Genomic DNA, 26,494 nt, shown 5'->3' on the forward strand with positions numbered 1-26,494 from the left:
AGGTATTGATCAACTATGAGTTTTCAGCTACATCTGAACGCAAACTTTTTTCATCAGAGGTCGATTGTGCTTCCGCTTCTAAAGCTTCAGCCACTTTCTTGGCTTTTTTCTCCGCCTTTTTGGCTTTTTGTTTTTTGTTCTTTTTTTTCTTTTTCTTTGGCTCTTCTTCAAGCTCAGCACCATCTTCAATGGCTTGCCAATAATCCAACTGATCCATCACTGCAGCAAAAATTGAATTTTTACTATAGCGACCTTTCTTGTCCATTTGACCCACAGGACGTGCCATCAAGATTTCCAACGCTTGTGCAATGTTGGTAATGGCATGGATATGGAATTGACCTGCAGCGACGGCATCAATCACATCTTGACGCAGCATTAAGTGATCCATGTTTTGACGGGGAATGATCACCCCTTGTTTGCCGGTTAAGCCTTGCAGCTTACAAGCATCATAGAAGCCTTCAATTTTCGCATTGACCCCACCAATCGGTTGCACCTGACCCAATTGGTTCATCGAACCTGTAATTGCCCAAGATTGATCGATCGGCAATTGGCTAATCGCAGAAATCAGTGCTGACAGTTCAGCCACAGTGGCAGAGTCGCCATCGACCTGACCATAACTTTGTTCAAAGGCGAGAGCAGCCGAGAAATGCAGAATCTGTTCACGTCCAAAATGTGCTTTTAAGAAGCTCGACATCAGCAACACACCTTTGGCATGCAGTGAGCCCCCGAGTTCTACACTGCGTTCGATATCTAAAATATCGCCGCCACCTTGATAGACAGAAGCCGTTAAACGAGAAGGTAAACCAAATTCGACATCCGCATAATGAATCACAGATAAGGCATTGATTTGCCCCAAACGATGACCGCGCGTTTCAATCAATTGTGTACCACGCGAAAGATCTTGCCAATACAATTCACGCAAATAGCCTAAACGATACTGACGATGTTTGAGTGCGGTATTGATATGCTCTGCGGTGACCATTTTGTCGCCGGCTTTAAAAGCATGATGATGCGATTCACGAATCAAATCCCCTAAAGTCGAGGCATGTAGGGACAATGAGCTTTGATCTTCGGCTTGACGGCTCGAGTCTGTAAGCAGTGCAGCCAATGCTGAACGATCAAACGGTAAAAGCTTGTCCGCTTGCACATAGTCTGCAATCAAATGCATGTAGGCTTGTTCGTTTTCGTCATTACGTTGCAATGTATCGGTAAAGTCAGCACGAATTTTAAAGACACTGCCAAGCTCGGGTTCAACTTCTAAAATTTCATAGTAAATTTCAGGTTCAGCCAACAGCACCACTTTTAAATCCAGTGGAATTGACTCAGGCTCAATCGAAATACTGCCAGTTAAGGTCAGCATATGTTCAAGTGAAGACAGCTTCAATTGACCTGATTTTAAGGCACGTTTTAGACCCTGCCATGCATAAGGCTGTTCAAGCAATTGTTCAGCTTCAAGCATCAGAAAACCGCCATTGGCTTTGTGTAATGCACCGGGACGAATTAGGGTAAAGTCTGTGCTAATGGTACCAGTTTGAGTCAGTTGTTCGACATGACCCAATAAATTGTAATGGGTTGGAAAATCTTCAAAAATTACCGGTGCGCCGCTATTGGCTTTATTGCTGATCACCACATTGGCTTGGTAACGGGCAGGGACACGATTGAATTGCGCAGGGGTGAAGTCAATTTCCTCTTGCTCCAACACCGCTTCCACATTTTCAATGATGTCTTGAGCATAGTATTTTAAATATTGAGCTAATCCTTCCACATCCGGGAATTTGCTTTTGATCTGTTCCATACGAGGAATAATCACTTGTTTGGCAATTTCACGGTTCAGCTCAGACACCAAATCACGTGCTTCATCTTCTAAGTCGCCAATTTGTAGACCTAAGCGCTCCAATTTTTTATCCATATAGCGGATATTTGAGGCAATTTCAGAGCGTTCTTTACTGCTTAAGGCATTGATGTCTTCTTGTGACATTTCCTGTAACTTGTCATTTTTATAATGCACAGGAATAAAGCAATGTTCATCATCTCGATTAATCAGTTTTAAATCGAGATCTTCACCTTCTTTGGTCAGTTCAACCAAGGCTTGTTGTTGCTCATTGCCAGTGACCAATCGAATTTTTTCAATACGATTGTGATAGGTTTCAGCACTAAAACGACGTTCCAACTGTTTAAAGTTGGTCTGCCAAGTTTGGTGCAACATATTTTGGAATTTCACGCCTTGTCCGGCAGGGAATTTCAGTGCAATCGGGCTACGCGCATGTTTAAAGTTATTTACATAGACCCAATCGGCAGGGGTTGGCATATCCTTGGCATGTTGTTCGAGTAAACGTTTGATCATGGTACGTTTACCGAGTCCTGCTGTACCGACAGCAAAGATGTTATAGCCTGAATAAGGCAAAGCAATGCCGGCCTCGACAGAAGCCTTGGCGCGATCCTGACCTAAAAAGTTATTCAGCGGTTTAATTCTTCTGGTTGATGCTGGAATATTTTCAGTATTGGGAATATGGGTCAGTTGTTCTGGTTTTAATGCAGTGTGCGTCAATGTACTTTGAATTTCCGTTTGTTCAAATACTGAAGGAAAAGGATTTACAATTTTTTCTAAGTTTGTGGATGTTGTGGTATGGGCTACAGCAGTTGAGTTAATTTGATCGTGTCTTTGGGTCACAGGTGAAAATCCAAAACTATAAAGTACGGTGGAAAACTTAAAGGTATACAGGTTTAAGGGAAAAGATCAAGTTGAGATGCAGTAAATAAATGCAAAAACAGCACAATGGTTGCATAAAAAATATTGAAACCCTGAGTATTAAAGGGTTGAATAGCATTAATTAATTTTGCTGAAAATAATAACGCAATGACATCACAAACTTCCGGATGGAAATCGGCTTTTTTAGCTTTTCTCGATCGTCGCGCATTGATCATGTTGTTTTTGGGCTTCTCGGCAGGTATTCCAATTCTGTTGATTTTTTCGAGCCTATCGCTATGGCTTGGAGAGGCAGGGATCGACAAAAGTGCGGTGACGTTTTTTAGTTGGGCAGCACTGGGCTATTCCTTTAAATTTGTCTGGGCACCCTTGATTGATGAGCTTCCGGTACCGTTTTTAACCAAAACCTTGGGGCGCCGTCGGGCATGGTTGCTGATCGCACAAATTTTGATTGTTTGTGCTATTTGTATCATGGCGTTTTCAGATCCTGCCTTAGGTCAGCATTATCTGTATCAAATGGCCGTGGGGGCGGTACTACTGGGGTTCTCAGCAGCGACCCAAGACATTGTGATTGATGCTTATCGAATTGAGTTGGCTGAAACCCAAATGCAAACGGTACTGGCTTCAACTTACAATGCAGGTTATCGCATTGGGATGATCATTGCAGGTGCAGGCGCACTGTTTCTAGCAGCCAAACTCGGTACAGCCAAAGGCAATTATATTTATAGTGCGTGGAAATACACCTACTTGGCGATGGCAAGTGTGATGTTGGTGGGGATTATTACAACTTTATCGATTCGTGAACCTCAAGTTGATCGTAAATATAAAGCCTATAAACGCACAGATTACTATCGTCTAGTGATGGTATTTTTTGTCGCTGTCGCGAGTTTTGTGTTGAGTTATATTTTTTTAGGTCAACTGATCGAATCGATCAAAACTCAATTTGAAATTAAAGATGCATTGGCCTTGTTTGGTTTAGAGGCAAGCCGCTTTATTGGCTCTGGGGCAATCGCATTTATCATCGGTTCGCTGTTGGTTAAAGGCGGTGCGGTCAATAAAGACATGGCCTATGAAACCTGGGTCAATCCTATTGCTGATTTCTTTAAGCGCTATGGGGTGAAGTTGGCGTTGGTTCTGCTGTTATTGATTGGTTTTTATCGTATCTCGGACATTATTGCCGGTGTGATTTCCAATGTGTTCTATCAAGATTTAAATTTCAGTAAAGAGCAAATTGCAGAAGCCGTCAAAATCTACGGGGTAATTTTTAGCTTGCTGGGTGGTTTCTTGGGCGGCTTGTTGGCACAGCGCATGAACATCATGAAACTGATGTTTGTTGGTGCGATTCTAGCCAGTTCAACCAATCTGATTTTTATTGGTCTAGTCAAATCAGGTCAACAGCTTTCTGATGTGACCGTGCAGGTCGGTGATCAGCGCTATCAGGCACAGTCCGATGAAGTGGGCTACGTTCAGGTTTCAGTGCCGAGCCAAGTCTTGGCACAAACCGACCATGTGACATTTTCAACCCAGTATTTAAATGATGCTCAAGGGGTTGCACAGACGCAGCTGCCGATTTTGAAACAATCAGATCAATTGCAAGTGCAACTGTTTCCAATTTCGCATGACAATGTATTGACTGAACAAGAACTGAAACAAAGCTTAGTTGTGAAAGGTCAAGTGGCCGGTTTAGATTTCGACAACATCAATAAAGACAGCAGCATTGCCTTGGTATTAAATGGCAAAGATTATCCTGCAAAAATTGACACACAAGGCGTATTTACAGCAGCCATTGATGGTAAAGCCTTAAATACTGCAACGGATAAACGCATTACGGTTAAATTCCTAGATACAAGTTTAAAGGCAGTTCCTGAAGTTCAACTCACGTATCAAGTGGCTGCTCAAGTGAAAAATCAAGTTCAAAACACCGCCGAAAACTTAGTGATTGATGTAGATCCAGTTGCCGTAATTGATCCAAGCTCTGATCAGAATATTGAACTGAAAGCCAAAGTGGTGAAACCGTATAGCTCAAATTGGCTGTATTTTGCGATTATTGTCGATAACTTAGCATCAGGCTTGGCTGGGGCTGCATTTATTGCTTTCTTATCCAGTCTGACCAGTGTGTCTTTCACTGCGGTGCAATATGCGATTTTTAGCTCACTTATGACCCTAACCCCCAAGATTTTAGGGGGCTATTCAGGTACTATAGTTTCCAATATTGGCTATCCAAAATTCTTTTTGATGACCACGTTAATTGGGATTCCCATTTTAATACTGGTGGTTTGGGTGGCAAAACTGTTAGGCGATCATCAACGCAAAACATCTATGCATGAGGAAATATAATATGCGAATGCTCCATACCATGTTACGTGTAGGCAATTTAGAACGTTCTTTGGCGTTCTACACTGAGGTACTCGGTATGACTTTGCTTCGTAAGCGTGATTATGAAGAAGGTCGTTTTACTTTAGCGTTCGTTGGCTATGGCGATGAAGAAAACAATACCGTGCTTGAGTTGACTCATAACTGGGACACAGACAGCTACGAACTCGGCAATGCTTATGGTCATATCGCGATTGCTGTGGACGATGCTTATAAAGCCTGTGAAGAAATCAAAGCACGTGGTGGCAATGTGGTGCGTGAAGCAGGGCCAATGAAAGGTGGCGTGACCGTGATAGCGTTTGTTGAAGACCCAGACGGTTATAAAATCGAATTGATTCAACAAGACAAATTTGCACGTGATAACTAAGTACTTGAGAACGCATAAAATGATGAAGGATTTTCACTTCATCGCTTAAATAGTCTCATCTTCGATAATGCCCGGAATCTGTTAAGATGACCGGGCATTTTTGTATGAAAAATAAAATAGAGGGAATTGGGTGTATGCTGAAATTATTAGCCATTGATCGCTTTACGCTGTTGTTATTTTTGATGGTGATTTTAGCCAGTTTTTTCCCTGTATCTGGGCAGGGCGCGCAGGCTTTTAGTGTGTTAACCACAGTCGCGATTGCTATTTTATTTTTTTTACATGGTGCAAAGTTATCACGCCAAGCAGTGGTTGAAGGCATCATGCATTGGAAATTACACAGCTTGGTGTTTGTGTTTACCTTTGCCTTATTTCCGCTCTTAGGTTGGTTGGCAAAACCGATCTTGGTGCCATTACTTGGACAAGAGCTGTATTGGGGCTTTTTGTTTATGTGTTTCTTGCCCTCGACAGTGCAATCTTCGATTGCATTCACGTCTGTAGCAAGAGGCAATGTGGCGGCTGCGGTCTGCAGTGCATCATTTTCCAATATTATCGGGATGTTTATCACCCCAGTATTGGTGGCATTTTGTATTTTGGGGCAAAGTCAGCATGGCTTCGATCCAACCCAGTCGATTATTCAAATCACCTTATTATTGCTGGTGCCTTTTATTTTGGGACAATTGCTTCGTCCTTACGTTTTCCCCTTGATGAAAAAAATGCCCAAAGTGGTCAAAGTCTTTGATCAAGGCTCCATTTTGATGGTGGTATATGGGGCATTCAGTAGTGCGGTGGTGGCAGGCTTATGGACTCAAGTGAGTTGGACGACATTGTTATTGTTAATTCTGGCTTGTTCAGTTTTATTGACCGTGGTGATGCTATTGGCACTGTATATTCCCCGTGCAATGGGCTTTAATCCCGCAGATCAGAGAACCATTTTCTTCTGTGCATCTAAAAAGACCCTAGCCAGTGGGGTACCGATGGCACAAATTTTATTTATTGGTCAGCCTTTGGGAATGATTGTTTTACCAATCATGATTTTTCATCAGATCCAATTGATGGTCTGTGGCATCATTGCCAATTACTGGTCGAAAAAGGCTGAGCCTCAGCTTCAGGAATAATTGGATATCTGCATCAAATTGACGTATAATACGCCCACTTGTTGTGCTTAGCTCTGACGGTATCCGTCTCGGTGGGCCAAAAGAATGGTCTGTTGTGGTGTTGATCTGCCATTGAATTCAGTTCAATGTGCTTCCTCGTTTGAGAGTGATCAATTGCGATGACAGCAAAACCTTCTTAATTTTTATGGAGCATCGACCATGCGCGCCGATATTCACCCAAAATATGAAACACTCGTTGCTACTTGTTCTTGCGGTAACGTAATCGAAACTCGTTCAGCTCTTGGTAAAGAAACAATCTACCTTGACGTATGTTCAGCTTGCCACCCATTCTACACTGGTAAACAAAAGAATGTGGACACTGGCGGTCGTATCGACAAGTTCAAACAACGTTTTGCTGGTATGTCACGTTCTATCAAACGTTAATACTGCAAGACCAAAAAAACAGGCTTTATGCCTGTTTTTTTATGCCTGAAATTTCTTAGATCAAGATGAGTGCCCTATTGATGATCATCTTGTACAAGACCTTATTGGTCTTGTACGTCAGTTAAATGATCGAGTTTTTTCTGGAAATAATCACCCTGTAAGAAGCGGGCTTCAATATTCCAGGCATTCGCAAAGGTACTCATATCATTCAGCTCTTTGGCTAGAATCTCGATCGGTTTAATTTCAAGATAAGTATTGATTCGCGCTTGTAGTTCAGGCAATTTTTTATCATTACTGAGTAGTGCGGTCAGCTTCGGATCGAGGGTTACCAGTGAGATATCGGTTTGTTTTAAAATTGCTTCGCTGGAAATGGTCGAACCAAAGTGACGAATTGAGATTTCAGCGCCACTTTGACGAAGCAGTTCAATCACCTTATTGGCTTCATTTAAATTTTTGGCGATGTCTTCTTCATCAAACTGCAAAATCAATGGGTTGCTTAACTTACTACCAACAATGGTCAACAGTTTGGAAACCAATGCTGGAAGCTGTGCATCGTGCAATAAAACATGACGGTTTAGATTTACAATCAATTTGGCTTCAGGATATTGGGTAATAAAGTTATGCAGTTGCTTACATGCTTCGACTAATATCCAACGATCAACTTTAATGGACAGTTCTTGGTCTTCATCGAGTTCAATCAGACTGCTGATCTGTTTAAACGCATTGTCATAGATCAAGCCACTGGTGACTTCGTAGGTATTCACATTACTGTCATGCTTGTCATACAGCTGTTGATATTTAAGCTGTATTGCATTTTTATCTAAGGCTGTTTGAATGTGGCTGAGAATTGCAGATTGATTAAAATTCAACGGTTCAACATTTAATGCCAGTTGAGTGTCTTGGCTAACATTCTCTTTAGATATTGAAATACTTGAGGAAATTGGAGCACTTTGACTTGGCATGGGTTCTAAAGAAAGTCCTGCAAGGTCATATGAGCCTGTTGCTTTCGCCGTTGATGTATCTAAGCTCGATGCTGTTGATGTTGCCAATGTTGAATCAGCTGACAATGAGGTTGAAGCTTGGAAATCTACAACGTTGAATTCCAGTTCAGATTCAAGACTATTTTTCGGCAGACGGGTATTATAGGCATCGGCAATTAAGGGTTCAAAAGCAGTGTCATTGAGTTGTTCAATAGTAAAGAAGCTGTAGCCAATTTTGACATTCTGTTGATAGGTTTTATCGCCTAAGGTCACCAACTGTGGCTTTTCAAGTGCTGCTAAAGCGGTTAAACGTGAATTTAAAATCTCTTTGTTTTCTGCTTGAACAACAGTTGCATACAAAGCCGTTTCAAGTTTAAACACTGAACCATTAATCTGAGTTTTAATAAAATCTGCGAGCTGGTCAAAATAGCCTTTAAAGGTGTTCCAATCAGAACTTAAAATCGCTTCAGGGCAACTGGCGAGGCTGAACAGAATAATTGCATTTTCTTTGGCAGGATGATTCTGCACAAAGCGTTTTACTTTCTCATAAGTATTTAAGGTCAGTGAGGCAAAATTGTTTTGAGAGGGTTCTACGCTATGTGCTGTAGCCGTCGCCGTCGCGATGGTGATCTGCACCGCATCATCTTCATGACTGGCAATAAACTCAACATCCAATGGGTTTTGTGCGGCCGCATGTGGATTTTGCGTATCCACATCAAAATGACCATGCTCAAATTGACCTTGAGAGACCTTTTTAAAACGAGATTTAAAGTCGTTTAAGGCTTTGGGCTGAATCACATCAAGTAAAGGTACACCCATGATGTCAGCTTGATCTTTGATACCAAAAAGATTCAAATATTCGGCGTTGGCTTCAACATGAATACCTTCTTGAATCACCGCAACTGCTTTATTTTGCTCTTCAATCTGTTCAATTTTTTTTAGTTTTACATTTTCTAAATCATCAGACAGATTTTTTTGAACTTGTAGCGTGCGACCATAGGACAAAGCACGAATGACACTGATATAAAAACGATCCTGATAATCCAAATTCACCACGTCATAGACGCCTTTTTGGATATAAGACATATATTGTTCGTAGTGATAATTGTTCGGTGTTAACAATAAAATCGGAATATCTGCATTGTCTGAAGTTTGGATCAGTGCTGCTGCTTGTTCAATACGAATATCATAAGCACGACCGAAAATGACCAAATCCCATGGGGCATTCAGTTGCTTTTCAAAGGATTTCAAATCATCAAGCAGGGTGGTTTGAATCAGATGATTGTTGTCTTGTAGAATTTTAACAATTTCATTGTAGCGAATTTGATTATCATCAATGATCAGAATGCGATTTTCTGAACGTTTCAGTTGTTTTGATAATAATAAATTTCTCACTTCAGCGCTTCCCATACATCTTGGTGATTATTAGATTCAATCTTTTGTTCATGAACAAATTGATCAATAAGTGATTGTTGTTCATCATTTAATAGCTCAAAGTCAAACTGTATGAAACTTTGTGTAATCAAAAGGGTTTTTATTAAATACACTTTAATGTCTTGACCAGATAAGCGCAAATAAATCGTTTGGTGCTCTTTAAAAAAAGCCAAGTTCGGCAAAATGAGTGATGACTTGGTATTTTCTAAATTTTGGATCTGAACCAATAAACATGGATGGAAGTTAACGCCAGAGCGATCTGTAATTACTTTTACCGCACAGGGGAAAATATCTTGTGCCAAGACTTCTAAACCCAGTTCATAGGATTTATTCACCGATTGCTTGATCCAGCGAATCACACCACCTTTCCATTGATTGTGTAAATGTTCACTTACCAAAATAAATTCGCCGGTTCTCAAGTTATGAGGGGCTTCTTGATTCGACCAGCGTACTCGATAACCATTAATACTGATATCGAGCACTTGCGCTTGGTAAATATGTTTGGCTTTTCGGTCTAAAAGATTTAGATCTTTTTGAATACTATTGTCTTGGGTATTGGCTAAGTTGGCATACAAATTCGTTTCAGATTGAAAATCATAATGATGATTTAAGTGCAGTGTTTCATGAAAATTCTTGGCTTTAGATAAATAAAAATGTGCAGTCAATAAACTAAAGCATATTTGCAGTTGTGCCGAATATTCATAGCGTTCATGTTGGCGTTCACTGCTTGATCCGAGGACATTTTGCACATGAAACTTTAACGGTGCAGATAGATACACCTTTTCATTTTTAGATGAATACTCATTTTCTTTTTGAATGGTCAGATTGATGTGTTCAAACAGGCTTTGCGTTGCTATAAAAATATTAGCTTTAAAGCTGTCATGCTGACGACGGTTATAAACCGGCGGATGGTCTTTACGGGTGTCGATAATATAACGTGATAGGGTGGTTTCTCGAGGTAAAATTTGAACCATTTTGGCCCAATCAAAACTGCACTGATACAAGGCATGAATTTCTGAAGGGCGAATTTGATGAGTATTGAAAATCTCGAGTAACAACACTTGTGCATAGGCTTGCTGAATGTTGTAAATGGTCCGGTTAATGCCTTGCAATTGATTGATATTAATCAGTTGTTCCTGATTTTTAAGCGCTAAATCATACAATGTATGGGTCATCAGCCATTGATTGGATAAGGGCGAGCTATATAGCATCTGTTGTTGCACCAACAACAAGCCCAACTGCTCTAAACCATAATAGCTCGCCAAAATCCGCGCGGTTTTTAGATTTCTTTTTTCAGTAAATCTAAAAAAAGAAATCTTTTGCTGTTTGAGTTGGCTCTCGCTACGCATCGCAATATCAATATAAATATTGGCAAAGAAAGTTCTTAAGCGCGTCGACAGTTCAATAATATGTTTATTACGATCTGAGTGAAACAAACCTTGATTAAGAAAGTTTTTTTCTAAACTGACCAAGACATTTTCAATCAGTGGATGCAAACTTTGAATCAAATCGAAACGTAAGGTTTCCAAGCATTGCAACTCAGCCAATTCATACAAGGCGTTATAGACAGCTTCAGTGGTATCGCCCAATTGCATCAGGGAAAAGCTCGATGACCATTCAGAAATTGCAGCCACAGTGGGTTCTGAGAACGTTAATTTTTCACGGGTTAAAGCGGTTGGAAGCTGAAAAATTTCTGCAATTTGTTCCTGAATCATGGTGCCCCATCTCTAAAAAGTCGCAATACCAAATAGCGGTGTTTTATTTTTTTCTCCCGCAATTTCTCGTACAAGTTTTGGTACTAAATATCCAGGCAAGCTGGCCAGCACATCTTTATAAATCAGGTCGATTTGGCGAGGCGCTAAATCAAAGTGATGTGCGCCTTTGACTTTATCTAAGACATGCAAATAATAGGGCATGACTCGTGCTTCAAATAATTGATGACTCAAAGCGACTAAAACATCCGCTGAATCATTGACCCCTTTGAGTAAAACAGCTTGGTTTAACACCAAAATGTCTTGCTTGGTTAATTGTAGCAATTTTGAGCAGGTAAAATCATCTAATTCTGCCGGATGATTAGAGTGTACCACTACGATAATACGTAGCCTACTGTTTTTTAATAAAGAAATCAGTTCTTCATCGATGCGATTTGGAATCACAATCGGCACACGAGAGTGAATACGCAAGATTTTTAAATGCGCAATCGACTCTAATCTTTCGATCCATTGTGCCAATTTTCGGTTCGACAAAGTCAGTGGATCACCCCCACTTAAAATCACTTCGTTAATCTGAGCTTGTGACTGAAGATAGCTTTGAATATTCAGCCAATCATCATTTTTAGGTAAATTTTCTTGGTAAGGAAAATGTCGTCTAAAACAATAACGACAATGCACGGCACAGGCACCGGTTAAGGTGAGCAAAAAACGTGAGCTATATTTGTGTAATACACCAGGAATATGATTGGCAGATTCTTCATCTAAGGGATCGGTCACGAAACCAGGATGTTCTTCAAGTTCAAGATGATGCGGTAGAACTTGTAGCAGAAGGGGATCAAAAGGATCGCCAACGCTCATTTTTCCGACAAATGCGCGTGGGACACGCAATTTAAACTGTTCAGAAGCCAGAATTGCCCCTGATAATAGTTGCTCGGGTGAAAGCTGCAGCAGTTCAAGCAACTCTAAAGGGTCAGTAATTAAGTCACTGAGTTGAGATTGCCAGTTTTGCTCTTGATACAAATAGTTTATCATGCCGCATGTAAAAAATAATGCTAGTCTAGCATTAATAGATTTAAGTTAGTAAGTTTGGAGCGAGCCTTTCATGGCCAATTATTCTACAAATGACTTTAAGCAAGGTCTTAAAGTAATGCTTGACGGCAACCCATGTTCAATCATGGAAAATGAATATGTAAAACCTGGTAAAGGTCAAGCATTCAACCGTGTAAAACTTCGTAACCTGAAAACAGGTAAAGTGTTAGAAAAAACATTCAAATCGAATGAAACACTTGAAGGCGCGGATATCGTTGACGTTGAAATGGATTACCTTTACAACGACGGCGAACTTTGGAACTTCATGGACCCTGTAACATTCGAACAAATCACCGCAGATAAAGTGGCGATGGGCGATGCTGCAAAATGGTTAAAAGATGACTCGAATGAAAAATGTACCATTACATTGTTCAACGGTGTTCCACTTTCAGTGAGCGCACCGAACTTCGTAGTGTTGAAAATTGTTGAAACTGATCCAGGTGTACGTGGCGACACTTCAGGTGGCGGCGGTAAACCTGCGAAACTTGAAACTGGCGCAGTTGTACGTGTTCCGTTATTCGTACAACAAGAAGAAAGCGTTCGCGTAGACACTCGTACGGGTGAATACTTAGAACGTGCATAATGGTTTAAAAATAGACTATTATTGCAAGGGATGATGAAAATCATCCCTTTTTTTATGCCAAAGTCTTAGATGAATGGACATGTATGAGGAGTAGAGTCGCAAGGGAGTGACAGTATTTCAAATAATAAAAAATGAAGCTGATTAATGTACATACAGATATGAGGGATTTTGAATGGAAACAGTTGATTCGAAGTTGAGCCCAACTTCGAAAATAATATGGCTTTTGGTTGCAATATTAGGTGCAGTCTCTTTCGGTATTTTAGCGGTCAGTCGTGGTGAACACGTCAATGCAGTGTGGTTGGTCCTCGCTGCGATCTGTGTGTATAGCATCGCTTACCGTTTCTATAGTTTATTCATTGCTAACAAAGTGTTTGAACTCAATGCACGTCGTTTAACGCCTGCGCATCGTTTATCCGATGGTTTGGACTATGTGCCGACCAATAAAAGTGTGTTGTTTGGACATCACTTTGCCGCGATTGCAGGTGCAGGGCCTTTGGTCGGACCTATTCTTGCAGCGCAAATGGGTTACTTACCGGGCACTATTTGGTTGCTTGTCGGTGTGGTGCTTGCTGGTGCTGTACAAGATTTCTTGGTGTTGTTTATTTCCACCCGTCGTGATGGACGTTCACTCGGTGAAATGGCCAAGCAAGAACTCGGTTCATTTGCCGGTGTGATCGTGATGCTCGGTGCTCTGGGGGTGATGATCATCATTCTTGCCGTATTGGCATTGGTGGTGGTGAAAGCATTGACCAACAGTCCATGGGGCGTATTCAGTATTGGGGTCACAATTCCCATTGCGCTGTTTATGGGCGTATACATGCGATATATCCGTCCGGGTAAAATCGCAGAAGTTTCGATCATCGGCTTTATTTTGATGATGCTGGGCATCATCTATGGGGAAAATATTGCGCAACATCCCTACTGGGGGCAACTGTTTACGCTTTCAGGTACGCAGTTAACGTGGTGCTTAATCATTTATGGTTTTATCGCCTCTGTTTTACCCGTATGGTTATTGCTTGCACCGCGTGATTATTTATCGACGTTTTTAAAAATTGGTGTAATTGCAGGCTTAGCAATTGGCATCATGGTGGCATTACCTGATTTGAAAATGCCGGCAGTCACCCATTTTGTTGATGGTACAGGTCCTGTCTTTGCAGGCTCGATGTTCCCATTCTTATTTATTACCATTGCTTGTGGTGCAATCTCAGGTTTCCATGCCTTAGTGTCTTCAGGCACCACGCCAAAACTGGTCGATAACGAACGCGATATTCGTGTGATCGGCTATGGCGGTATGTTGATGGAATCCTTCGTTGCGATCATGGCGATGATCTGTGCAACGGTACTTGAACCTGGGGTGTATTTTGCAATTAATGCACCTGCGGCAGTCTTAGGGACAACGGTTGAAAGTGCAGCGGAAGCAGTACGTACTTTAGGCTTTGTGATTACCCCTGAAGCACTGAGCCTTTTAGCACAAGAAGTTGGTGAGACGTCAATTCTGTCTCGTACTGGTGGTGCGCCAACCTTTGCAATTGGTATGGCACATATCATTTCAGAAATCTTTAATAGCCGTGCAATGATGTCATTCTGGTATCACTTTGCGATTCTATTTGAAGCACTCTTTATTTTAACCGCAGTCGATGCGGGTACCCGTGCATGTCGTTTTATGGTGCAAGATACAGTCGGTATCGTGATTCCTGCGGTGAAAAACTCACACAATTTCTTCGGTAATTTACTCGGTACCGCGGTTGCAGTTGCAGGTTGGGGCTTCTTCGTTTATCAAGGTGTGGTCGATCCACTCGGTGGGATCAACAGCTTGTGGCCGCTGTTTGGTATTGGTAACCAAATCTTGGCAGCGATGGCACTGATTTTAGGTACTGTCATTCTGTTCAAAATGAAGAAAGAAAAATATGTGTGGGTGACGATTCTGCCGACCATTTTCTTGTTCATTACATCAATGACTGCGGGCTGGCAAAAAATCTTCCATGAAAATCCTAAAATTGGTTTCTTGGCCCAAGCCAATCGTTTCTCAGATGCGATTGCCAAAGGTGAGGTGTTAAAACCAGCGAAAGATTTAGCGGAAATGCAAACCATTGTCATGGCCAATCAAATTAATGCTGGCTTATGTGCATTCTTTATGATCGTGGCATTTGTGATGTTATTTGCTGCCATTGGCGTGATTCGTCGTGCTTTGGCCAATCCACAGCCAACGGTAAATGAAGCGGAAGCGATCTATAACGACGAAACTTACCCTACCAAGTCATAAGGAGCTTTGAGATGCGTTTAAAGGATCAGATTCAACGTAAATTGGCTTTGGGTAAGATCATTAAATTTACCGTGTTGGCACAGCCGAAAAAGTTCTTAATGTTAAATGGCATTAAAACCATTCAAGTGATTTGGCAACGCTTACAACAGAGCTTTCGTTTGATGGTCGGTGTACCAGACTATCAAACTTATTTGACCCATATGGCAAAACATCATCCTGATCTTGAGCCGATGGATTCGAAAACTTTTTATCGCTACTGCGTAGATGCGCGATATCCATCAGCTGGTGGTGGCATGAAGAAATGTCCATGTTAAGATTTTGTTGATGTGATAAACATTGCAAGAAACGGAGCTTAGGCTCCGTTTTTTTATGATGGGTCAATTGATTGAGTAATCATTCAAAAATAAACTTCAATCCAAGCGCGATGTGATTATGATGTAAGACAGAAAAACAAAAGGGAAGCATAATGAACATTGGAATTTATGCTGCAGGCGCCATTGGCAGGTTCATCGATGCAAGATGATTTAAGCGCAGAACGAGTAAGTGAAGTGGATTGGATTAATGGTGAAGTCGTGCAATTGGCAAAAGTTTTAGATGGTATGCACCAATAAACCAAAATTTGATCGAGCTGATTAAGCAGGCTGAACAAGTCAATCCACCACAAAGTATCGATGCACATTCATGATTAAAATTGCTGAAAGATGACAGCTAAAAACAGTAAAACTAAAAGTTGTATAACAAAAATATAAATGTTTAGATCTCAGTCTAAAATGGATAAACGATGTTTCTGTTTTATTTGAGTATTTTTAAATACCGTGTATGTTAATTGAGCATGGGATTTTTTTTATTGGGGAAGAGTGGCGATGTGGGCGAAACCAAAGATTCAACAGCAAGATTTAAATGCTGCTCAGCAGCAGCTCAATGAAAAAATAGCCCTTTATCAGCCCAAAATTAAAGCCTTTCTGCATCAGATCAATCAAATTATTTTAGATAAGAATCAACAAACCCAATTGGCACTTTGTTCATTGTTGGCAGGTGGACATGTGCTGTTTGAAGACTTACCCGGCTTAGGGAAAACCACGTTATCGAGTGCTTTGGCGCATTTGGCTGGTTTGAAATTTCAACGGATTCAATTTACCAATGACATGTTGGCCAGTGATGTGATTGGCATCAATATGTTTAATCAAAAACAACATCAATTTGAGTTTAAGCAGGGTCCTATTTTTACTCAAATTTTATTGGCAGATGAAATTAATCGTTGTAGCCCGAAAACCCAAAGTGCTTTACTCGAAGCGATGGAAGAGGGTTTTACTACAGTCGATGGAGTGCGCTATGCATTACCCCAACCGTTTTGGGTGATTGCGACTCAAAATCCGTTGTTTCAAAGTGGCACTTATGCCTTACCGGAGTCTCAACTGGATCGCTTTTTAATGCGATTATCTTTGGGCTATCCCTCACGCTCGGCGGAAAAGCTATTGCTCCAACAAGATTCTCGCTACACCTTAATTTCTGCCTTATCGCATATTTTTCATGCGTCTGAAATCTTGGAATTACAGGCTGTAACCCAGCAAATTGCAGTGAATGATGTGGTGCTAGATTATCTACTAGATTTGGCCAATGAAACTCGTAAAGGACGACAGGGTTTATCAACACGTGGGGTATTGGCATTGAAAAAAGCAGCCCAAGCACATGCTTTGATTGAGCAGCGAGCCTTTGTCACCGTTGATGATGTTCAAGCGGTCTTTGTCGCTGTCACAGCCCATCGTACAGGACTCAGTGAGGTCGAAACTTTAGCCTTAATGAAGCATGTAGCTGTACAAGGTTAAAGCTAGGATTGCGACCAATAATGCTAAAAGCCCAACTTCGACAATGGATGGCAAAACGGTTTAGTTTGACATCGAGTAAGCAACTGAAACAACGAGATATCCTGATTTTTATTTATCAGCAAGGCTATCTGTATTTGGTGTTGATTTTGATTACCTTTATCGCAGGAATCAACTATGCCAATAACCTGATTTTAGGCTTTTGCTTTTTGATCAGTGCGCTGTTGTGTATCAGTTTTTATTTAACCTTTAAACAACTTCATCAGTTGGAGATTGAATTTATTTTGCCGGAAGTTGGGCGGGTTAATAACAGTTTTATCCTTCAAGTCTATTTAAAACAAGCCACTCCACAACAGCGCTATCTGTATTTAAAAGTAAATGATGAAATTCAGCCGATTTTATTTCAAGACACGCAACTAAAAATAGAACTGAGCTTAAAAGCTATGACCCGTGGAGCAATGCAGATTCCGCCGATTCAATTGTATTCGACTTATCCATTGGGCTTAGTACGTGCATGGAGCTATTTTTATCTGTCTGAGCCGCTATGGATTGCTCCAGAAGCAAAACATTTTCAAAATAATGTTCAAGCGACTTCGAGTTTGGGTGAACCGGATTTTGATGAATTTCGAGAGCTTCGCAATTATCAAGCCGGGGATTCTTTACACGCCGTGTCATGGAAGCAAGCTGCCCGTGGGCAGGGCTTATACGTAAAACAATTTGAAGATCAGAAAGATGCCAATGTGATCACTATTGATTATGCGCATATGCCCACTACCAACCATGAAGAAAAACTCAGTTTAATGATGGGTTTGGTCGATGAGTGTGAGCAACAGCAAATTCGCTATCGATTGATTTTAAATCAGCACTTTTTAGAACAATCAGTAGGCACACAACAGTATTTAAAAGCACAATTCGTTTTGGCACAGGCGGATTAACATGGAAAAGTCCGTTCAATTGCCTGTGTTATTAAGTTTAAGTCTGATTCTGATTGCACAAGCGGCATTTTCACCGCTATTTTTAACGGTTATTTTTGTGTGGATGCTGCTGACCACCTTTCAGCATTTCAGAACATTGAAAGTTCAGCCCGATCATCAGGTGTCAAGAGTCCTTAAATTGGTCTTGGTCTTCTTGGCGTTATTGAGTATTTATTTCAGTTATCGCAGTTTTATTGGGGTAGAGGCTGGCACGGCATTTTTAGCGGTGTTTTTATTTGCTAAAGCTTTAGAGCTTAAATCTAAACGTGATCTGATTATTCTGTTTAATTTTGCCTTATTTGTTAGTGCGAGTTTATTTCTTTATAGCCAATCGATCTGGATGGCGATACTGGTCATCGCTTGTCTGATCAGTTGTTTATTTGGCTTGTATCGAGTGCAAACTGTTGATTTTGAATCAACTCAACCCTCGATGGTTTCAGCTTTAAAGACTGATTTAAAGCATATTTTAAAATTGATTGGCTTGGCGATTCCATTCTTTGTGCTGCTGTTTATGTTTTTTCCACGCTTTCCACCGCTTTGGCATATTCCATTGGCGAGTGATCAGGCAGTGACCGGCATCAGTGACCGTATGTCACCGGGGGATATTGCAGAGTTGTCACAGTCATCGGAATTGGCATTTCGGGTACTGATTGATTTAAAAAAACTGCCGTCACAACAATCGCTGTATTGGCGTGCAATGGTATTAGATCGCTATGACGGTCAAACGTGGACGGCACATGAGGTGAATCAAAATTTAAAGCATTTCAATCAAAAAATTGATTTAAGTCAAGCGGTTGAATATCAGTATTTGCCTGCTGAGATGCGCCAGCCTTGGGTGATGGCTTTGGAAAAATCGATACCCAATGAGCGCCGTTTAAGTCTGCATCAAGATGGTTCTATTCGCTTAAATCGTTTGGTGCAGTCCAATCAGCCAATTGCATTAACATGGCTAGGCGCACAGAAACAAGCGCAGATCAGAGACGCTGTTTTGCATCCACAGCAATATCAAGCCTTGGCCAGCTTTCCTGCACAGCTTGATCCTCAAGCACAGCAGCTGGCACGTCAGTTATTTGAAAAAAGTGAGTATGATCCTGAGCGTTATATTAAAAATGTGATTGATTGGTATCGTGCCCATGATTTTGTCTATAGCTTAAAACCCGGTGTGCTGGGGCAGCATCGAATTGATGAGTTTTTATTTAAAAGCAAACAAGGTTTTTGTGAGCATTATGCATCGAGTTTCGTGTTACTGATGCGTTATGTTGGTATACCGGCAAGGGTGGTGGTGGGCTATCAAGGGGGACAGGCTGCACCGGATGGTCAAAGTTGGGAGGTGCGTCAACTCGATGCACATGCATGGACTGAAGTTTGGCTGAATGGGGCATGGCAACGAATCGATCCCACGGCGGTGATTGCACCCCAACGACTCGATCTGGGCATGCAAAACTACATTTCCAATGATCAAGCGGTACTGGGAGATACTCAGTTTTCGGCACTGAAATATCAACATTATGCCTTGCTGAAAAACTTGAGAATTTGGAGTGACTATGCCAGTTTTCAATGGCAAAACAAAGTGGTCGGTTATGATTCAGCACGGCAACATCAGTGGTTAAGAAGACTTGGCTTGGATTCTTCTTACGCTTATGGATTATTGATCATGGGTGGGTTAATGCTGATCGGGGTGTTATACGCACTAATGATTCAATATCGTCGTCATTGCAAGACCACAGAATTGGATAAAATCATGGCTCGGTTTAGCAAGCAATTGGATGTAGATCAGCACAAAAAATCTTATGAGACTTTTCAGCAATGGATAACACGGTTGTCATCCAATCAGGCAATGGATGCGCAAGCACAACAGATTATTCAGTATTATCAAAAAATAGTCTATTTAGATCAAAAAGATAAATCCACTGTAAAAACATTGGATGATTTGCTTAAAGATTATGCAATTGTGTTGAAAGTGCAGAAAAAAACTTGTCAGCAAATCGAAAAATGAATATGATCGCTGTCATTCTAGGTTTATAGCTCAGTTGGTTAGAGCGCTACGTTGACATCGTAGAGGTCACCAGTTCGAATCTGGTTAAACCTACCAAAATTTGAAAACCTCCTTCTTTAAGGAGGTTTTTTTATGCCTTATTGAAAGTAAGGGGGGAATTAGGCAATTGCATTTGTGTTTAATACATTCTCTCAAGTTGAGATTGATCTCACTCTTCATTTACGAGTAATCAAATAGAAGTAATCAAAATAAAATGATTTGAATGCATAAATCCAATAAATTATGACATGATTTGAGAATTGATATCGAGCAAAAGTCCATCACAGTTTTGCTCCATTTATGTTGTTTTTATTTATGTATTTATCTAAGTTAATCGTTAAAAAATATCAAAAAATACTACTATCAATTTTAAAAATAACGAAATTTAGCTACGAATATAGCACTATAGAACAACGATGTTGACTGAGCTGTCTTGAGAGCGGATACTTTGACTGTTTTATTTAAGCAATCGGTTCGTAGGGGTTGAGTCATGAGCTTGGCCCTCAAAAACACAATCTAAAGCAAGGGGCTATATATGGCTGGTGGAAAGTCAACAATCATCTACACACTGACCGACGAGGCGCCACTGTTGGCGACTTACTCGCTACTGCCTATCATTGAGACCTTTACTAAGCCGGCTGGCGTTGAGATCGTAAAAAAAGATATCTCTGTAGCCGTACGTGTACTTGCAGAATTCGCAGACTGCTTAAGCGAAGAGCAAAAGGTACCTGACAACCTTGCAGAGCTAGGTCGTCTTACTCAAGATCCAAACACCAATATTATTAAACTTCCTAATATTAGTGCGTCTGTTGGCCAATTAACGGCATGTATTAAAGAACTTCAGTCTAAAGGTTATGCAATCCCGGATTATCCAGAAAATCCACAGACTGAAGAAGAAAAAGCAATTAAAGCGCGTTACAGCAAATGTTTAGGTTCTGCTGTGAACCCTGTATTACGTGAAGGTAACTCTGACCGTCGTGCGCCTACGGCAGTAAAAAACAACGTGAAGAAAAATCCACACTCTATGGGTGAATGGAAACAATGGTCACAAACTCACGTTTCTCACATGGATGAAGGTGACTTCTACCACGGTGAAAAATCGATGACTTTGGATCGTGCACGTAACGTGAAAATGGAATTGATCACCAAGTCTGGTGAAACCATCGTTCTTAAGCCAAAAGTTGCGCTTCAAGACGGTGAAATCATCGACTCAATGTTCATGAGCAAAAAAGCGCTTTGCGACTTCTATGAAAAAGAACTCGATGACTGTAAAGAAGCGGGCATTTTGTTCTCTTTACACGTAAAAGCGACCATGATGAAAGTTTCACACCCGATCGTATTCGGTCACTGTGTGAAAATTTACTACAAAGAAGCGTTTGAAAAACACGCTAAATTGTTTGAAGAACTTGGCATTAACGTAAACAACGGTATGTCTGGTCTTTACGAAAAAATTGAGACTTTACCAACGTCTCAACGTGAAGAAATTATCCGTGATTTACATGCATGTCAAGAACACCGTCCAGCACTTGCGATGGTGGATTCTGCAAAAGGCATTACTAACTTCCATTCACCAAACGACGTGATTGTAGATGCTTCTATGCCTGCAATGATTCGTGGTGGCGGTAAAATGTGGGGTGCTGACGGCAAACCTTACGACTGTAAAGCTGTAATGCCTGAGTCTACATTCGCGCGTATTTACCAAGAAATGATCAATTTCTGTAAATGGAATGGTAACTTTGATCCGAAAACCATGGGTACTGTGCCTAACGTTGGTTTGATGGCTCAAAAAGCTGAAGAATACGGTTCACACGACAAAACGTTTGAAATCGCTGAAGCGGGTGTTGCGAACATTACAGATATCGACACTGGCGAAGTGTTAATGTCTCAAAATGTTGAAGAAGGCGATATCTGGCGTATGTGTCAGGTGAAAGACGCGCCGATTCAAGATTGGGTGAAACTTGCGGTAACACGTGCACGTAACTCTGGTATGCCAGCAATCTTCTGGTTAGACCCGTACCGTCCGCACGAAAATGAAGTGATCAAGAAAGTTGAAAAATACTTGAAAGATCATGACACCACTGGTTTAGACATTCAAATTATGTCTCAAGTACGTGCAATGCGTTATACGCTTGAACGTGTTGCGCGTGGTCTAGATACCATTTCTGTTACCGGTAACATCTTACGTGACTACCTCACAGACTTGTTCCCAATCATGGAATTGGGTACTTCTGCGAAAATGTTATCGATCGTTCCGTTAATGGCGGGCGGTGGTATGTACGAAACAGGTGCGGGTGGTTCAGCGCCTAAGCACGTACAACAGCTTGTTGAAGAAAACCACTTACGTTGGGATTCTTTAGGTGAGTTCTTGGCATTGGCTGTTTCTTTAGAAGAAATGGGCATTAAAGAAGACAATGCTCGTACTAAACTTCTTGCGAAGACTTTAGATACAGCAACAGGTAAAGTCTTAGACAACGACAAATCTCCATCACGCCGTACAGGTGAGTTGGATAACCGTGGTAGCCACTTCTACCTAGCTAAATTCTGGGCTGAAGAACTTGCGAACCAAGATCAAGACGCTGAGCTTAAAGCTAAATTTGCACCGCTTGCGAAAACGCTTGCTGACAACGAAGAAAAAATCGTTGCTGAGCTTGCGGCAGTTCAAGGTCAACCAGCGGATATCGGTGGTTACTACGCTGTAGATCAAGACAAAGTCAATGCAGTGATGCGTCCAAGTGCAACTTTGAATGCTGCTTTGGCTAGCTTCACTGCTTAATCTTGTACGCTACTGATATGAATTTCAATTTAATGTGATCATGTCAGTAAAGTGAAAAAGCCGATGCAATTGCATCGGCTTTTTTTATTGAATATGTATTTGATTAAAATAAAGTATTTCTACAACGCTAAACCTCTACTCATTCAATATACTGTATTTAAATGCAGGCTATTAAGTGCCTGCTTTCAAACCTAGAAAATGAGCCACTTTTGGAATGCGTGAAAGCACCATTTTTTCCCAGACTATAATAAAAATCAAGGACAGTCCTAAAATGGGTAAAATCACCGCTAGTACCACGATGCTGAATTGCACAGTCCAACTGAGTTTGTTCGATAATACGATCGGTGGTGCACCCAATATATGTGCAGGTTTGCGTCTAAACCACATTTCAAGCGCACTGGTACAAATCAAAATTAATGAAACGACCGTAATCACTCCAATTACAACATTCAACCAACCAAAGAAACGACCTTCATGAATGGCAACGCCATAGCCAATGATACGGTCTAGAAGCAGTTGATCACTAAAGTGCTTTACTTGCACCACTTGAGCTTGCGTATTGAACACGACTTTTTCACGTAAGGTGCGGTTTTGAGATTGTGATTCAACCGTCCACGGTTGTTTCATACTGATAATTTCGGGTTTGACCAGCACAGGGTAGGCAAGTTTAAAGCTTGGCGCTTGTGCCACCACTTGATCGAGTATGTTCATTTGAGTTGCATCAAGTGTGGTTGCATGCACCATGCCATGATGCGCTGCATGTTGATGTTTGTGTTGCTGCTTGGTTTCTTTAAACATTTTTTGTTGGTGTGCAGCTTCAGCTTTACTGCTACTGATCCATTCCTGTTGCACTTGGGTATAGCCTGTCCATTCACGGACATTTTTCAGCATGGTGCCCCAAGAGGCCGACCATGGTAGCCCTGAAATAATCAAAAACAAAACAATGATGGAAATCCAAAAACCCAACACGCTATGCAAGTCTTTCCAAAAAGGGCGGTCTTTACGCTGAAAACGTGGGTAGAGCATACCTGCGGCTTTGAATTTTCCACCTTTGCCCAACCACATGAAGATGCCGGTAAGGATGAGTACGACTGTCCAACCTGCGGCAATTTGCATGATGTGTGAGCCAAGATCACCCAGCATAAACTCACCATGTAAGGCAAAAATCTTGCGGGTAAATTCATCATTTTGATTGATGATTTTCATTACATCCAACGTTTCAGGATGCACATAGACTTTAATCACCTGATCATTCACCGCCAAAATTACACGACCGGCTGCTTCTGAAGAGGGCGGCATTTCATAGGCTGAAAATACGGCATTGGGCACAGCATCCAAAGCTGCTTGGACTTGTTGTGAAGCAGGCTGAACCTGTTGAATACTTAAGTGGTCATAAGGGCGATCGTACCAAGCATCAATTTGGGGTTTAAATAAATAGATTAAGCCGGTACACGACAGCCATAAAATAAAGGGTAAGCAAAATAACCCGGCATAGAAGTGCCAACGCCATACTGTGGTATAGGCTAAGCCCGATTGATGTTTTGACTGCTTGTTAGACGTAGCGTCGGATATAACTGACATAGTGTTCTCACATCAACCCAACCTACCTCATCGTAGATTTGAGTAGGAGGGGGTGATATTGATCAGATCTAATGACCTTTAAAAATGATATTTTGCGCCAAAAGTGAAATTGAACGGCATCGCATAGGATGGAATGGTGGATGTATTGAGATCACCATTGGTGTTGTGGCTGAAGCCTTGATCATAGTAATCACGTGCAAACAAATTCTGCGCAATCGCATACAGTTGAAGTTTAGGCGAGGCTTGATAGTTGACACTAACATCTGCAGTGAATGCACCATCATTGCGTTGTAAGTGTGACGTATCATTCCAATAACTGGCAAAATCACGCAGTTGAACATTCAAATTCAATTTATCTGTGGCTTTCCAAGATGCACCTAAGGTAGCATTCCAAGTGGGAATTTGACCGAGTTGTTGACCTGTTGGACTGACTTTACTTCGGGTAAGCTCAGATTGAGTATAGGTGTAGCCTGCATTAAGATTGATACGATCTGTAACTTGCCAATCTGCCATCAATTCAAAGCCTTGCATTTTTGCATCACCCGCATTGATATATTGGCGCAGATTGCTTGCCGCAGAGACCTCAGTGCGACAGTATTGGTTTGACGGATCACAGCCATTTTGCACAATGGCATAGTCAATATAATCTTTGACTTTGTTATAGAAATAAGTGCCTGAGAAATTGAACTGATTGTGATTGAAATCAAAACCTAATTCAGCGCCTTTGTTGGTCTGTGATTTTAAATCGGTATTCGGAACGGTGTAGTTATTGCCACCAATGAAACTACGGTACATTTGATTGAGACCGGGTGCTGAGAAGTTTTTATACACTGCACCTCGAACATCAAAACTGTCCATTGCATGATATTTAAACCCTAAACGTGGACTAAAATGGTTTTCATCTTGATCAGGTAGAGGGTTGTTAATCTCGCTTTGACCGTATTGACCAAAGGTTTTGGCTTTAGAGGCTTGCCAAAAATCTTCACGTAAGCCCAAAGTAATATCAAGCGGGATGCTGTCAGCACGGTAAAGGGCTTGAGCGAAAATGCCATAAAACTGATGGGTCGCTTCAGCCGTTATATCACCTAAATGACCTGAAGCATTGAAAATATGCAAAGGATCTTTGACATCAATCTGGCGGTAATCCACTCCGAATTTAATGTCATGCAGATTTTTCCAATCGGTTGAGGTGCTGAGTGAGCCGCCAAAACTATCGTATTGCGCTTTTTCTTTTTGACTGATGTTTGAAATGCCATTGAAAGGCGTTGCAAGGGTGTAACCAGCATTAGATACATTTTGGGTTTGCATTTCATTGTACTGATACCAACCCACACTATGTAAATCCCAAGTATTAGAAAGTGCAGTTTTCCCGCTATAGGCGATGCGATAACTGTCCCATTGGTTCTCTGCTTGCGCATACTGCAAACCGTTTTCTTGGGTTTGGCTGGATTGCAATGCTAAAGCATATTCATCGCGTTCCCGTGGGGTATAAACGGCTTTGATATTAAAGGTATCAACTTGAGTTTGGGTTTTGCTCATTTCAGGGTGACGATACTTTTTCGGCGTTTGCCAATAGCCATCGGAATAACTACCGTCATAGCTGAAACCAATTTTCAGTTGGTCTGAAACCTCAAAACCTTGATTCACGCCATAAGTGCTGGTGTTGAAACTGCCATAACTGGCATAAACATCGGTCCCTGATTTTGGGGTGCGGGTGACGATATTAATCACACCGCCCATCGCCATATTGCCCCACAAACTGGTTGCACCCCCGCCACGAATCACTTCAATGCGTTCCACTTGCTCTTTTGGAATCTGCGCCCAATTGATGGTTCTAAAGTAGGGATCATTGGCAGGAATACCATCCAAAAGCACCAAGGTTAAACCATTGGTAGAGGTACCGAAACCACGAATATTCAGCAATTGCCCCGTTGGATGAATCTGCGTTGATAGACGCGCAGGCGCAAACACGCCGGGAATTTTATTGATGATTTGATCAAGACTGGTCTGTGGCGCATTTTGAATTTGTTCATGTTGGATAATCGTGGTGCTCATATCCATATCTTTTAAATCACTGCCACGACTGGCCATGACTGAAATCGACTCAAGTTGATTTAAAGATTTCACCGCAGATGGCTCTGAAGTTTCGGCTGCAAAAGCTGAATGACATGCCAAAATCGCCATCGACAATAGGCTAAATTTAAATACACCGTTCTGTGTGTTCATCATCTTATTCCACCCAAATATTGGGTCATCAATAGA

The 26,494-nt window shown here is 41.3% G+C and carries 17 protein-coding genes, 1 tRNA gene and 1 pseudogene; 13 read left to right on the plus strand and 6 right to left on the minus strand.

The features are described from left to right. Window positions 1–13: 13 nt before the first annotated feature. Complete coding sequence (locus tag G8D99_RS05060; RefSeq protein WP_166323216.1) at window positions 14–2,671, minus strand: Lon protease family protein; 2,658 nt, start codon at window positions 2,669–2,671, stop codon at window positions 14–16. A gap of 186 nt (window positions 2,672–2,857) precedes the next feature. On the opposite strand from G8D99_RS05060, the gene G8D99_RS05065 reads away from it, so the two are divergent. The 4 genes from G8D99_RS05065 (at window position 2,858) to rpmE (ending at window position 6,985) form a co-directional block, all read left to right on the plus strand. Further along, complete coding sequence (locus tag G8D99_RS05065; RefSeq protein ID WP_166323218.1) at window positions 2,858–5,044, plus strand: AmpG family muropeptide MFS transporter; 2,187 nt, start codon at window positions 2,858–2,860, stop codon at window positions 5,042–5,044. Between the two features lies 1 nt (window position 5,045). Continuing rightward, window positions 5,046–5,447 (plus strand): lactoylglutathione lyase, encoded by a 402-nt coding sequence (gene gloA / locus G8D99_RS05070; RefSeq protein ID WP_166323220.1) that lies wholly within the window; start codon window positions 5,046–5,048, stop codon window positions 5,445–5,447. Window positions 5,448–5,581: 134 nt separating this feature from the next. Further along, window positions 5,582–6,562: a bile acid:sodium symporter family protein gene (locus tag G8D99_RS05075; protein WP_166323222.1), complete on the plus strand. Its 981-nt coding sequence runs from the start codon at window positions 5,582–5,584 to the stop codon at window positions 6,560–6,562. Between the two features lie 198 nt (window positions 6,563–6,760). Beyond that, a complete protein-coding gene (gene rpmE, locus G8D99_RS05080; protein ID WP_166323224.1) occupies window positions 6,761–6,985 on the plus strand; it encodes a 50S ribosomal protein L31 in 225 nt (74 codons plus the stop codon). Between the two features lie 101 nt (window positions 6,986–7,086). On the opposite strand, the gene G8D99_RS05085 is transcribed toward rpmE, so the two are convergent. The 3 genes from G8D99_RS05085 to epmB are packed head-to-tail and all read right to left on the minus strand — an operon-like array spanning window position 7,087 to window position 12,143. Further along, the gene (locus G8D99_RS05085; RefSeq protein ID WP_166323226.1) at window positions 7,087–9,375 is read right to left on the minus strand and encodes an EAL domain-containing protein; all 2,289 of its coding nucleotides are present in this window, start codon (window positions 9,373–9,375) and stop codon (window positions 7,087–7,089) included. Continuing rightward, entirely contained in the window at window positions 9,357–11,114 is a 1,758-nt protein-coding gene (locus G8D99_RS05090) for a GTPase (RefSeq protein WP_166323228.1), read from the minus strand. Before G8D99_RS05090 ends, G8D99_RS05085 begins: the two co-directional genes overlap by 19 nt. A gap of 12 nt (window positions 11,115–11,126) precedes the next feature. Beyond that, on the minus strand, window positions 11,127–12,143 hold the full coding sequence (epmB, locus tag G8D99_RS05095; RefSeq protein WP_166323230.1) for an EF-P beta-lysylation protein EpmB: 1,017 nt from the start codon (window positions 12,141–12,143) through the stop codon (window positions 11,127–11,129). A 70-nt stretch (window positions 12,144–12,213) separates the two neighbouring features. Between epmB and efp the strand changes: the two genes are divergently transcribed. The 9 genes and pseudogenes from efp to G8D99_RS05140 all read left to right on the plus strand — a co-directional run bounded on the left by efp (window position 12,214) and on the right by G8D99_RS05140 (window position 22,651). Continuing rightward, entirely contained in the window at window positions 12,214–12,783 is a 570-nt protein-coding gene (gene efp, locus G8D99_RS05100) for an elongation factor P (protein ID WP_166323232.1), read from the plus strand. Between the two features lie 172 nt (window positions 12,784–12,955). Then, window positions 12,956–15,046 (plus strand): carbon starvation CstA family protein, encoded by a 2,091-nt coding sequence (locus tag G8D99_RS05105; protein WP_166323234.1) that lies wholly within the window; start codon window positions 12,956–12,958, stop codon window positions 15,044–15,046. 11 nt (window positions 15,047–15,057) lie between these two features. After that, entirely contained in the window at window positions 15,058–15,360 is a 303-nt protein-coding gene (locus G8D99_RS05110; RefSeq protein ID WP_166323236.1) for a YbdD/YjiX family protein, read from the plus strand. Window positions 15,361–15,540: 180 nt separating this feature from the next. Next, a pseudogene (locus tag G8D99_RS05115) lies at window positions 15,541–15,731 on the plus strand (ketopantoate reductase C-terminal domain-containing protein); the annotation flags it as partial. A 178-nt stretch (window positions 15,732–15,909) separates the two neighbouring features. Beyond that, entirely contained in the window at window positions 15,910–16,872 is a 963-nt protein-coding gene (locus tag G8D99_RS05120; protein ID WP_166327532.1) for an AAA family ATPase, read from the plus strand. Between the two features lie 20 nt (window positions 16,873–16,892). Further along, entirely contained in the window at window positions 16,893–17,804 is a 912-nt protein-coding gene (locus tag G8D99_RS05125; RefSeq protein WP_166323238.1) for a DUF58 domain-containing protein, read from the plus strand. Between the two features lies 1 nt (window position 17,805). Continuing rightward, window positions 17,806–19,839, plus strand: a complete 2,034-nt coding sequence (locus G8D99_RS05130) for a transglutaminase family protein (protein ID WP_166323240.1) — start codon at window positions 17,806–17,808, stop codon at window positions 19,837–19,839. A gap of 19 nt (window positions 19,840–19,858) precedes the next feature. Then, window positions 19,859–19,935, plus strand: a tRNA-Val gene (locus G8D99_RS05135). Between the two features lie 478 nt (window positions 19,936–20,413). After that, entirely contained in the window at window positions 20,414–22,651 is a 2,238-nt protein-coding gene (locus G8D99_RS05140) for an NADP-dependent isocitrate dehydrogenase (protein WP_166323242.1), read from the plus strand. Between the two features lie 171 nt (window positions 22,652–22,822). On the opposite strand, the gene G8D99_RS05145 is transcribed toward G8D99_RS05140, so the two are convergent. After that, a complete protein-coding gene (locus G8D99_RS05145) occupies window positions 22,823–24,232 on the minus strand; it encodes a PepSY-associated TM helix domain-containing protein (RefSeq protein WP_166323244.1) in 1,410 nt (469 codons plus the stop codon). Between the two features lie 78 nt (window positions 24,233–24,310). Beyond that, complete coding sequence (locus G8D99_RS05150; protein WP_166323246.1) at window positions 24,311–26,461, minus strand: TonB-dependent receptor plug domain-containing protein; 2,151 nt, start codon at window positions 26,459–26,461, stop codon at window positions 24,311–24,313. Window positions 26,462–26,494 lie beyond the last annotated feature (33 nt).

Origin of the sequence: Acinetobacter lanii, assembly GCF_011578285.1 — a bacterium.
In the GTDB taxonomy this organism is placed as follows: Bacteria; Pseudomonadota; Gammaproteobacteria; order Pseudomonadales; family Moraxellaceae; genus Acinetobacter; species Acinetobacter lanii.

Excerpts from the sequence above, each read along its gene's own strand:
- G8D99_RS05065 (WP_166323218.1), top strand. The coding sequence starts at position 2,858 with ATGACATCACAAACTTCCGGATGGAAATCGGCTTTTTTAGCTTTTCTC.
- rpmE (WP_166323224.1), top strand. The coding sequence starts at position 6,761 with ATGCGCGCCGATATTCACCCAAAATATGAAACACTCGTTGCTACTTGT.
- efp (WP_166323232.1), top strand. The coding sequence starts at position 12,214 with ATGGCCAATTATTCTACAAATGACTTTAAGCAAGGTCTTAAAGTAATG.
- G8D99_RS05145 (WP_166323244.1), bottom strand. The coding sequence starts at position 24,232 with ATGTCAGTTATATCCGACGCTACGTCTAACAAGCAGTCAAAACATCAA.
- epmB (WP_166323230.1), bottom strand. The coding sequence starts at position 12,143 with ATGATAAACTATTTGTATCAAGAGCAAAACTGGCAATCTCAACTCAGT.
- G8D99_RS05150 (WP_166323246.1), bottom strand. The coding sequence starts at position 26,461 with ATGATGAACACACAGAACGGTGTATTTAAATTTAGCCTATTGTCGATG.
- G8D99_RS05090 (WP_166323228.1), bottom strand. The coding sequence starts at position 11,114 with ATGATTCAGGAACAAATTGCAGAAATTTTTCAGCTTCCAACCGCTTTA.
- G8D99_RS05125 (WP_166323238.1), top strand. The coding sequence starts at position 16,893 with ATGCTAAAAGCCCAACTTCGACAATGGATGGCAAAACGGTTTAGTTTG.
- G8D99_RS05140 (WP_166323242.1), top strand. The coding sequence starts at position 20,414 with ATGGCTGGTGGAAAGTCAACAATCATCTACACACTGACCGACGAGGCG.
- G8D99_RS05085 (WP_166323226.1), bottom strand. The coding sequence starts at position 9,375 with ATGGGAAGCGCTGAAGTGAGAAATTTATTATTATCAAAACAACTGAAA.
- G8D99_RS05105 (WP_166323234.1), top strand. The coding sequence starts at position 12,956 with ATGGAAACAGTTGATTCGAAGTTGAGCCCAACTTCGAAAATAATATGG.
- gloA (WP_166323220.1), top strand. The coding sequence starts at position 5,046 with ATGCGAATGCTCCATACCATGTTACGTGTAGGCAATTTAGAACGTTCT.
- G8D99_RS05110 (WP_166323236.1), top strand. The coding sequence starts at position 15,058 with ATGCGTTTAAAGGATCAGATTCAACGTAAATTGGCTTTGGGTAAGATC.
- G8D99_RS05130 (WP_166323240.1), top strand. The coding sequence starts at position 17,806 with ATGGAAAAGTCCGTTCAATTGCCTGTGTTATTAAGTTTAAGTCTGATT.
- G8D99_RS05075 (WP_166323222.1), top strand. The coding sequence starts at position 5,582 with ATGCTGAAATTATTAGCCATTGATCGCTTTACGCTGTTGTTATTTTTG.
- G8D99_RS05120 (WP_166327532.1), top strand. The coding sequence starts at position 15,910 with ATGTGGGCGAAACCAAAGATTCAACAGCAAGATTTAAATGCTGCTCAG.